Origin of the sequence: Ferruginibacter sp. (genome assembly GCF_049840995.1) — a bacterium.
Classification (GTDB): domain Bacteria; phylum Bacteroidota; class Bacteroidia; order Chitinophagales; family Chitinophagaceae; genus Ferruginibacter.
In genome coordinates this window covers 405405-416874 of record NZ_JASGIP010000006.1, presented here as the reverse complement: position 1 = coordinate 416874, position 11470 = coordinate 405405, and the positions used below count along the sequence as shown (strand labels likewise).

Genomic DNA, 11470 nt, shown 5'->3' with positions numbered 1-11470 from the left:
GTATTTAATGAAACGTTTACAAACAATAACCTTCTTTATCGTTGCCACGCTGTATGTGCAATGGGCCAGCGCCCAGCATACACAGCTGCCTGTGCAGGATACAGCAGCGCAATTGTTTAAAACAACGGAATTCATTAAAACAGATTCGGGGCTGATCATTAAGAATTATTATAAGGATGCTTGTAAGGGATATATGGTTAAGACCAGTTTTATACCCTTGCTGGTAATTGCGCATACAGAAAGAATAGAGACAGCCGTAAAAGAACCTGCGAAACCCAAAGGGATTGTTGTGCATGGCAATGTGTCCTATGATTTCTTTTACCGATCAAAAATTGATACACCCTTCAGCCAGCAAAACCTGCAGCAGCATACGGAAAGAGTATGGCTGGATGTATTGATAAAAGATAAGTATCCATTTAAAGTTGGTTTTACTGCCAGGCAAAGTAATTCCCCCTTTTTTAAAGATCTGTACAGCATGAACTTAAATTTTGATCGATACGGATTTGCAAAAAATATAAAGCAGGAGTTATTGAATAAACTGATAACAAAAAAATGGGAAAACCCTTACCTGAAACTGATCGATACGACATTGAAAAAACAATTGGAACAATACCAGGCTTTAAAAAACTGGTTGAATGGCCCGGAAGCTTTACAAAAAATGATAGAGGCGAAAGAGCGGATATTTTACCGGAATGATGTTAATAATTCTATTGCTGGAGCAGGTAAATTACCGCACGCACCCTCATTTGACAAAACGAAGTTTTTTAATGAAAAATTGCCAGGCTTTAAAATAGATTCTTTAGTAACTCTTCAGCCGGCTACTGATTTGCCTACAGTAGATACTTCATTCTTAAAACTCTATGACGAAAAGAAAGCCGAAATGATAAAGCTGGAGAAGTCGAATCTCTGGTTTAAAGCTACAATCGGATAGTATAAGAAACAACATAACCAAGAGCATCATAGCAGCAAAACAGGCTGTTTATAAAGCCACCAATCCGAAACAGCTACAGGAAATAGCAAAGCAAAATGGTGTAAAGGAACCAGCAAAAGAAAAATTGCAACAGTTCCTCTCTTATACAAAGACTCTTGGAATTGGCAGAAGTATGGTAGACTATACAGAATTAACTGCTCAAAATATCATGCTCACGGGTGTAAATGTGGAATACAATCCCTCATATTATACTGCTTTTGCGGCTGGAAAAATTGACTATGGATTTCGCGATTTTTTTGGCCGTGGAACAAAACAGAAAGGACAATACCTTCTGTTAGGTAGAATTGGATGGGGAGATAGGGACAAAAAAGCTGTAATACTTACTTTATTCAATGGAAGAAAAAATAACTATGCTGGTTTATTAGCAGCAGATAGCAGTAATTACACAGCTGCATTATTTGGCTATTCCGTGGAAATGATCTTTAAGAAAAACGAAAATACTTTTTTTACAATAGAGGCTGCCAAGTCAACAAAAGCCGCTGCTACGCTTATTGCAGGCAATGAAAATAAACCCAACAGTTTATTTAATTATGGGGATGCTTCAAATATGGGAGTTAATATAAAGGGGCAGACAATAATTCCGGAAACAGATACCCGTATCAGCGGATTTTATAGAAAGACCGGGGAACAGTTTCAATCCTTTACGTTGTTCACATATAATACTAACCAGCAATCATGGCAGTTAAAAGCAGACCAATCTTTTTTAAAAAGAAAAATTAATGTAAGCGGTATGCTCAGGCAAAATGATTTTACCAATCCACTAACCAATAAAACATTCAAGACAAGCACCATTTTTAAATCTTTCTTAATAAATGTAAAAATGCCGCATTGGCCAGTGGTGAATGCAGGGTATTATCCTGCAACGCAATATTATATAGTTGATAATAATACCGTAAAAGAGAATGCTTATTACATTTTAAATGGGTCACTAATATACCCTTACACTTTTAAAGGGCTGGCTATGAATAGCTCTGTTATTTATAACCGCTATTTTAATAAAGCCACCGATTCGGGATTTGTCTTATATAAAGGGATTAACTACATCTTATCACAATCAGTACTCTTTGATAAGCTGCAGGTTGAAGGAAGCTATAGTTATAACAAACAATCCGAGTTGGATTATTATACGCTTGATGCCAATGGGGATTACAGCATTATGAAATATTTAAGGCTTGGGGGAGGGATAAAATACAATCATGTACTTAGCGGAAATGATTACTGGGGTAAATCTATAAAAATCAGTGCTGATCTTAAGAAACTAGGAGGACTGCAATTGCAATACGAAAAATCTTATTTGCCAACTATACAGCAAACACTTTACCCGGTAGAAATTGGAAGAGTGAGCTGGTATAAAAATTTTTAAAATGAGAATAAAATTATTGATAGCAATTTTTATTTGCCTGCCGTTTTGCACAATGGCACAAATAACATTTAACTCGCAGCTGCCTAATAATGGGATACTGCTTAAAGACCAGCTCTGGAATATGCTGATCACGAATAACAGCAACGATATTGCGCAGCTGAAGTTGCAACTTGATGTGCGTGATGTTTTAACAGGTCAGTCTGTTATTAATGCCAGTTCAGGAAAAATACTGATGGGCAAAGGAATGAAACTGGTTACAGTAAAAGATGTTCAGCCCGTAATGTATAACTATGTGGCAACCGAGTTTGCAGGCAATTACCTTCCTTGCGGGAGCTACACTATAAATTATCATGTTATACAGGAAACCGGGACCAAAGGAGATGTGGTAGTGGTTGATGAAGTGATAAGAATAACGATAACCCCACTGGCTCCGCCATTATTAGCAAATCCTGCTGATAAATCAAATGTAGAAACGGTCTATCCCCAATTTAATTGGATACCACCAGCACCGATACAAATGTTTAACCCGCTTTTGTATGACCTGACAGTAGTGCCTGTAGAAGATGGGCAGGCTGCAAAGGATGCGATGGAGTTTAATAAACCTGCGTATATAAATTTTAATCTGCAAAAACCCTCAGAAAAAATGCCTTCAAGCTTTCAGCAGCTGCAACAGGGAAAAACATATGCATGGCAGGTAGTGGCGCGAAGTGGTACGAACTATGCCATACCCACAGAGATCTGGACGTTTACAATCGGCAAAGATTCTGTAACTAAAATAATAGAACAGGCTCCTTATATAAAAATAAGCCAATCAAATACCGAGGTTACAATAGCGCACCAGGCAATAGTGAAAATGGAATATAACAATGTAAGTGGTGATAAGAAACTCGTTTTTTCAGTCTATAAAGCAGGGGATAGAGAAAAAAATAAAGGAAATGTACAATTTGAACTGGAAGCTGTACCTGGAAAAAATCTTTTGCAATATGACCTGACTAAAAAAATGAGACCTGACGAGAACACCGTATACGAGATTGCTGTAACCAATAGCAGGGGTGAAATATGGTTGATGCGATTTATGCCTGCGTATTATAAAAAATGATCTTATAAATAATTCATTCAAAGCTGTAAAAATAAAATAAGCTTATGTTAACTTTTTTGACAGGGAAAAAACAAAAAGTAATTGCATGGTTTCTGTTTTTGTTATTCTATACAGATATGATCGGTATGGCTTATGCGTCGGGCAGAAGGTTTCATGCACTTGATCCTTATGTACATACTTACACCGGTAGTTTTAAAGATCGTATATACAAAGGTAATAATATCGTTGACCCGCAGTCATTAATACAAGTTTCTTTAGTTGATAAAAAAGAAAAGAATGTTTCAGGTGTAACTGAAATTATAGCAGGACAACCAATGGATAATAATGCTGTAATTGTAAAAGGCGATGCGTTATTGAACGATGGTGAAAAGCCAGCAATTGGAGGGCCTGGTCAGCCTGAGATGTCTACATTCAAATCAATAGGTGCTGATAATATGGTGAATCTGTTTACCGGGGATTTTTCTTATAACATTCCACTGCTTGACGTAGACGGATACCCGATAAATATATTTTACAATGCACAGCCCTCTATGGACCAGGAAGCCAGTTGGGTAGGCCTGGGATGGAATATTAATCCTGGTACCATTAACCGGAATATGAGAGGTGTACCGGATGATTTTAATGGAAGTGATAAGGTTACAAAAGAGCAATCTATGAAACCGGAAATAGTGGTGGGTGTTAATGGTGCAACGGATAAAGAGGTGGTAGGATTACCCGTTGCGTATGCTTTTGATAAAAATAAGAAGACCTTAAGTGCCGGAGTTTTCTATAATTCAAAACGAGGGGTTGGGTTAGAATTGGGCATTTCCGGAGAATTTACTGCACATAAAAATATAGCGGCACAAGCATGCACCGAAAAGCACGAAGACACAACGGTTTATCCTATAAATGATTTTTCACTGGGCGCTGGTGTTAATCTAAATTCTCAAACGGGATTGACTCACAGTGTAAGCTTTCAAAAATATTTATGGAACAAAGACTATACAAAAAATTATGGTATAAGCACTTCAATAGATTTCAATTCAAGAACAGGATTAGGAGATCTGCGATTAGAGGCTGAACGAACAAAGTATCTATACACAATGAAGGGAAGTAATGATATTAATTCTCACTCCGGCTCATCTCTATTGAGCACGAACTTGAGTTTTGCACGCCCTTCTTATACGCCTTCAATACGTATGCCCACTACAAGTTTTAATGCAACTTTTTCAATGAAATTCGGAAAAGAAAGTAAAGGTATAACCAAAACTTATGCAATAAAAGGATACTATACAAGGCATGGAATAGATAAGGATTATCAAGTTCAAACAAAAGACGCATATGGGTACATGTATTATGAGAAAGCTAATAATAAGCGAGAAGCCTTACTTGATTTTAATCGCTCAAATGATGGAACTTATACTTATAAGACACCAGTGATTTCATTACCTGTTTATACTTATGATGTATTCTCGATCAGTGGCGAAGGAACCGGGGGCGTTTTTAGAGGATATCGGGGTAATATGGGATATGTACAGGACAACTATACCCGAACCAATTCTGGTCAGGTTAATCTAGGTATTGATCTCGGTATCAAGGATAAGGTAAAAGCAGGTGCTACAATTGGAGGAGTTTACTCCGCAACAGTAGTTGGAGGATGGGAAACTGAAAATGTGTTAAAACAAACAGCTGCATTCAAAGAATCTGATAAACTTGTTCAAAGCGGTTTCTATTTTAAAAATCCTGGTGAGAAGGCTATTATTGATGAGGATTATTATAATAATATGGGCCAGGATAAACTGATGAGGGCAATGATGGGAACCAGCCTTAACCTGACCGGCCCTTTCCTCCAGCCCACTACCACCTTGCAAAGTAAATTTCAATTATTCAATAGTAGCAGGCAGCCAGATGGAACGATTTCAATAACAAAGGACAACAGTTACCGTAAAGAAAGAGACAAAAGAACACAGGTGATTTCTTATTTAACGGCTGAAGAGGCAGACCTTATTGGCCTCGACAGGTATATCTACTCTTACCAGGAAAACTTTTTTAAACCCGGTGGTTGTCCTACCGACTATGATCCTGCTTATAAATCGATCATAAGAAGATATAATCCGAATAGCGATCCCAATACCCCCAGTTACAGGAAGGGGCATCATATTTCCGAGATAACTGTACAGCAGGACGATAAGAGATACGTATATGGGTTACCGGTATATGAACTGGCGCAAAAAGAAGTAAATTTTAGTGTAGGCATTAGTAAGACTGTTAATGAAAGTAAAGGGATTGTTGAATATAATAAAGATGTGGATAACAGTTCTGAGAACAAACAGGGAAAGGATGGAATGTTTCAATCTGAAACTGTAGATCCCTATGCACATTCTTTTTTACTCACTGCGATCTTATCACCCGATTATTCTGACCTGACAGGTGATGGCATCACTGACGACGACCTGGGTACAGCAATTAAATTTAATTATACCAGGGTTAATAAGAAAAGTTCTTTACCCAATAGTTGGGCAAATATGAACTGGAGGTTGCCGGTAGATGAAGGCTATGCAAATTTTAACAGGGGGCTTGTTACAGATAATTCCGATAATAAAGCATTGTACACATATGGGCAAAAAGAACTTTGGTACACGCATTCGATCGAATCAAAAAACATGATCGCAACATTTACTATCTCCGACAGGCAGGATGGATATGGTGTAAAATCGTATAACGGGGGGGTGAATGATGTAAATGGCGCACCCTGTCAGAAAAAACTGGACCGTATCGATCTGTATTCTAAAGCAGATTTTGTAAAGTATGGAGTTAATGCCAAACCAATTAAAACGGTACATTTTACTTATACCTATAAACTATGCAAAAACTATGCACTGTTTAGCGGAAATACGGCTAATGGAAATGGTAAACTAACATTAGAGAGTATTTATTTTACCTATAACAATAATAACCATCAAAAAAATAAATACCGCTTTAAATATGCGGAAGAAGATAATAGCAATATTGTTTTTAATTCCCTGGAGAATGATCGTTGGGGTACTTATAAACCACATAGTCAAAACCCGGGCTCGCCTGCAGTTTCAAACGAAGATTATCCCTATACTACACAGAACAAAACCCAGTCGGATGCGAATGCTGCCACCTGGAGCCTGAACCAGATATTGTTGCCAAGTGGTGCTAAAATTGATATTACCTATGAGGCCGATGATTATGCTTATGTGCAAAATAAGAGAGCTGCACAAATGACAAAGATCCTCGGATTCGGCGCTTCTCCTACATCTACCCCGGAAAATAAACTCTTTACCAATGCTACTACACACTTACCGTGGGATTTTGATAACATGGATTACCGCTATGTTTTCTTTGATGCACCGGTTACTGTTAGTAATAATGATGATATTAAAAAATATTACCTGCAGGATATCAAGCAATTGCTTTTCAAGTTATGGGTCAAAGTACCAAAGGATAGTTATGGCGAGGGGTATGAACCGATGTTTGTGTATTGTAATATTGATGCATTTGGTATTGTGCCCGGCTCAAATGGCAGCAAATTCTATATTAAAGTAGGTAAAGCAAGTCATAATAATGGAAGCCAGGTAATGGAGACAGTATATCAATTTCTACGTGATCAGCTGCCCTCTAAAGCATATCCTGGATATGATGTAGGTAATAAGACTGCTTTTGGCCAAGTTATAAAGGCTCTTTTCGCCATGGTCAACAATATTCGTACAGGCGTTACCGGTTTTGAAAATAATGCCAGGTGGGATGGCTGGTGTAAAGAATATGATGCCGTACGATCGGTAGCAAGATTGGCTAATCCCTATTTTAAAAAAATCGGCGGAGGCCACAGGGTTAAGTCGGTTAAAATAACAGATAATTTTAAAAGAATGATCAACCCGGCATCCAATGCCCCGGATATTTCTTCCACGTATGGACAGGAATATGATTATACCACTACAGAGATGATCAATGGTCAGCCACAGGTGATGAGCAGCGGTGTGGCATCGTATGAACCGGGAGTGGGTAATGAAGAAAATCCTTTCAGAGAAGTATTACAGTACTCGGCTACGAATCCCCTTGGACCTACTGAGATCAGCAATATTGAACTGCCTATTGCGGAAACATTCTTCCCTTCTCCTTCTGTTGGTTATAGCAGGGTAACTGTAAAAAGTATTCATAATAAAACTGAAAAAAATATAAAATCAGGTGTGGGCATGCAGGAAACACAGTTTTATACTACCAGGGATTTTCCTACGCTGACAGAATTTACCGACTTTGATATGCTCAGTCGCCATCATTATAAACCCAACCCGATAAGTAAAATATTCAATTTTGCACAAAAGGATTATATGACACTTTCGCAGGGATTTAAAATAGTGCTGAATGATATGAATGGTAAAATGAAAATGCAGGCCAGTTACCCGGAGAATGATCTGAAAAATCCGATTAATAAGACCACTTATTTCTACCGGATGAATAAGGTTGGAGAAAATAAATATAAACTGGATAATACCGTTCCGGTTATTGGAGGTGCAGATGGAAAAATAACCAATAAACTGGTGGGTAAAGATATTGAAGTAATGAATGATTTCAGGGAACACTTTACGTTTACACATTCTGCACAAATACCATTAAATCTAGACTTTTTTACATTGGCTAACTGGCCTGTTTTATTGCCTACAGTTTTTAGAGCTGTATTCAGGGATGAATCGTTGTACAGGTCGGCGACCACTTTAAAAATTGTAAACGAGTTTGGTATTTTAGACAGTGTGGAAAATATTGATAAAGGAAGTGTGGTGGGCACTAAAAATCTTGTATACGATGCCGAAACGGGCGAAGTGCTGGTAAGCCGTACAAGTAATGAGTTCAATGCCCCGATTTATAACTTTAGCTACCCGGCATATTGGGCGCAGGAAGCTATGGGGCCGGCGTATAAGAATATCGACGCTGAAGTTAAAGGGCTGCTTTTCAGGAATGGCAGAATTGAAGCGGGGCTTTCTGAAACAGAGGTAAATACAATTTTTGAAAGTGGAGATGAAATTTATGTGGTGGATCATGCTAATATTGGACCAAAAGACAATGCGGCCTGTATAGCCATTGGTAGCGGTAACGCATGTACGCTTTTACCAAAAAGTAACGAATACCGGATATGGGCACTGGATGTAACCAAGGATACGAGGAATACGACCAAGAGTTTTATTTTCATTGACCGCAACGGTAACCCATACAATGCAGCCAATGCAGATATACGTATTGTACGGAGTGGCAGAAGAAATATGATGGGGGCATCAGTAGGTTCTGTTACAAGTATGGCAAGCCCTATTCAACTAAAGCCTGATAATATTACATATGATAAAATCCTGATTAATAATAACACCAACATAGTCAATACCGGGGCAATTGAGTTTAAGGAAAAATGGAAAACCCAGGATGCCTTTTTTACACAGGAAGATATACAAAGGGTGGTACGTAAGGCACCTATATTGACCAGTGATGTAGAGTTTACGCAAAGTGCGGCTTATGCAACTTTCTTAAAAGTAAAATTTTTGAGTTCAAGCCGTAAGTATGAATTGTACACTAACCCGGATCATTTTATAGCAGCACAATATAATGGAGGCCGCAACCAACCGGATTACAAACACAGGAGTTGGTTATTGTTTAATTTTGATGCGGTAAGCAACCTTAACGCCAGTAGCAATGTTGTTTCTGCAGAGATTAACCTGCCGGCCCACCGTAACTATCACGAGATTTATGTGAATGGCTATTATAGTGGAACGAATCATAGTTACTTCGCTTCGCATTATTCACCGGCAAACCATCCCAATGATTTTGTTTTATCCAGGATGCAGTCAACATGGCCATCTTTCTCCAACGAAGGTTTATGGAGGCAATTATTCAATGCTTCCGCCCCGGCCGGTACAAGCAATAGCCAGTTCGTGAAGGGTACTCCGCCACCCGGTTTTTCCAATGTAGATTTTAAAGCTGATATAACGGAAGTGGTAAAAGGAATGCTGAAAGATAAATATGATCCTGCAAAAGGGTATGCCACTGCTTTAATGCTCAGCCTTGCAACCGAAAATATACAGGGAGCAACTGTATCCAGGGTGTGTTTCCAATCAACAAGTCCCAGTTCACACGAAATTGAAAGACGGACTTCCATTAAACTTAAATATTACAATTGCAGCCCGGACAACCCGATCGTATACCAGGGGCCTGCAGCTAATGCACCCACTAACCCGCCTGCAGGATATATGTATTGCAATACCGATGAAAAAGTAACAGGTTGCTACTCTGTTTTTTCAAGACAATACATGAACCCTTACGTGCAAGGCTTACTGGGTAACTGGCGCCCGCTGAAGAGTTATGTGTATAACGGACAAAGACGTGAACAGGATCCGACATCGACAACCACTATCAATAAAGATGGTATCATAAAAGATTTTGAAACTTTCTGGAGCCTGGATGCTACCACTAATGCAGAAAAGAAAATCACCCGCACCAATGTTAACAGCACGCTCTGGGTTTCCAACAGCGAAATATCGCAGTACAACCGTAAAGGGGCAGAGCTGGAAAACTTCGATCCTTTAAACCGTTATAACGCAGGCATCTATGGCTATAATGAAGCATTGCCCGTAGCAGTTGTTAATAACTCACGTTTAAGGCTAAGCGCTTTTGATGGATTTGAAGATTACTTCTTTAAGGATCAGCAATGCAACCTGTTGTGCCAGCCTAATAAAAGGCATTTTGAAACAGGGGTCAATACTACACAATTGTCCGAAACACAGGCGCATACAGGCAACTACAGTTTTAAAACTAACGCCAACAGCAACGCAAGCATTAATATAAAGATTGCTCCGGATAATTTGGCTAATGAGCCGGATATATTGATACACCCGGTAGTAAACCAAACTAATGTTCCATGGGTGGTGCCTAAAGGAATTGGGTTAAATTATTATCATTTTAATAGCGATGGGTTATCATGTACTGGTATTGATCAGAGAGTATATATAGATTATGAGCAATACAACGACCCTCCTTGCGGCTTTAGCTATAGAGGCGGTAATACATTTACATGGAATGGGAAAATACAGGTAGCAGAGTCGGGTCAATATCAATTTAAATCAGATGTTCCTGACGATTATGCCACAATTGTTATTAGTAAACCCGGCACTTTTGTTACCACAGTTTTTGACGGGTGTAATAACAATACTATTTGCGCAAACCCCCATATGACGATTGTTCCGATCAATTTGGTAGCAGGAGAATTGTATGATGTTAATATCACTTTACAGGATAGAAAACATAAGAGCACAATTAACCGCGGTCATGTGTCTTTTCTTTGGTTGGATAAATGTACTAATAAGTGGGATTTTGTTCCTACTGCCAACATGTATCCTACTGCAGCAGATGCAAATGGTTCTATAATTGCGCCAAATATGATCTGTACCAAAATAGATAATATCAAAGCTCAATCCAATTACCTGATCGATGGCTTCAGCCTGATCCCGGGGCAAAGAATGATCGCTAGTGTTTGGGTTAAAAAAGGAGAGACTGAATGCAACTGTGCAGACTATACCGGTTTTGCGCTTAAACTCAAAGATGCTAATGGTAATGTATTGACCGGTAGCCAGGGGAGCTTTGTTGCCAAAGGCAATATCATTGAAGGATGGCAATTAATGGAAGCGGAGTTCTATGTGCCCGAAGGTGCAGGAATGAGCTTGTATATCGATAACAACAGTGCTGATGCCTTGTATATAGACGACCTGCGCTTCCATCCTTATAATGCCAACATGAAATCTTTTGTTTACAATCCCTATAATTTAAAACCACTGGCAGAGCTTGACGAAAATAACTACGCCACTTTTTACGAGTATGATGATGATGGTACTTTAATAAGGGTGAAAAAAGAAACCAGGTTGGGTATTAAAACCATACAAGAAACAAGAAGCGGGCTTCAAAAAAAGATCACTGATTTTTAAACGAATTTTTAAAAAATAAGAATGGCTGGCAAAGTCACCATTTTGAAACTAAA

At 38.7% G+C, this 11470-nt stretch carries 4 protein-coding genes; all 4 read left to right on the top strand.

Annotated elements, in window-relative coordinates:
• The first annotated feature begins 7 nt into the window (after window positions 1-7).
• Window positions 8-931: a hypothetical protein gene (locus QM738_RS16865; protein WP_462277902.1), complete on the top strand. Its 924-nt coding sequence runs from the start codon at window positions 8-10 to the stop codon at window positions 929-931.
• A gap of 124 nt (window positions 932-1055) precedes the next feature.
• Window positions 1056-2354 (top strand): hypothetical protein, encoded by a 1299-nt coding sequence (locus tag QM738_RS16860; protein ID WP_462277901.1) that lies wholly within the window; start codon window positions 1056-1058, stop codon window positions 2352-2354.
• Window position 2355: 1 nt separating this feature from the next.
• Entirely contained in the window at window positions 2356-3453 is a 1098-nt protein-coding gene (locus QM738_RS16855; RefSeq protein ID WP_462277900.1) for a hypothetical protein, read from the top strand.
• A gap of 44 nt (window positions 3454-3497) precedes the next feature.
• Window positions 3498-11417 (top strand): PA14 domain-containing protein, encoded by a 7920-nt coding sequence (locus QM738_RS16850; protein WP_462277899.1) that lies wholly within the window; start codon window positions 3498-3500, stop codon window positions 11415-11417.
• Window positions 11418-11470: the final 53 nt, after the last annotated feature.

Coding starts and splice junctions, on each gene's coding strand:
- QM738_RS16850 (WP_462277899.1), top strand. CDS start 3,498: ATGTTAACTTTTTTGACAGGGAAAAAACAAAAAGTAATTGCATGGTTT.
- QM738_RS16865 (WP_462277902.1), top strand. CDS start 8: ATGAAACGTTTACAAACAATAACCTTCTTTATCGTTGCCACGCTGTAT.
- QM738_RS16855 (WP_462277900.1), top strand. CDS start 2,356: ATGAGAATAAAATTATTGATAGCAATTTTTATTTGCCTGCCGTTTTGC.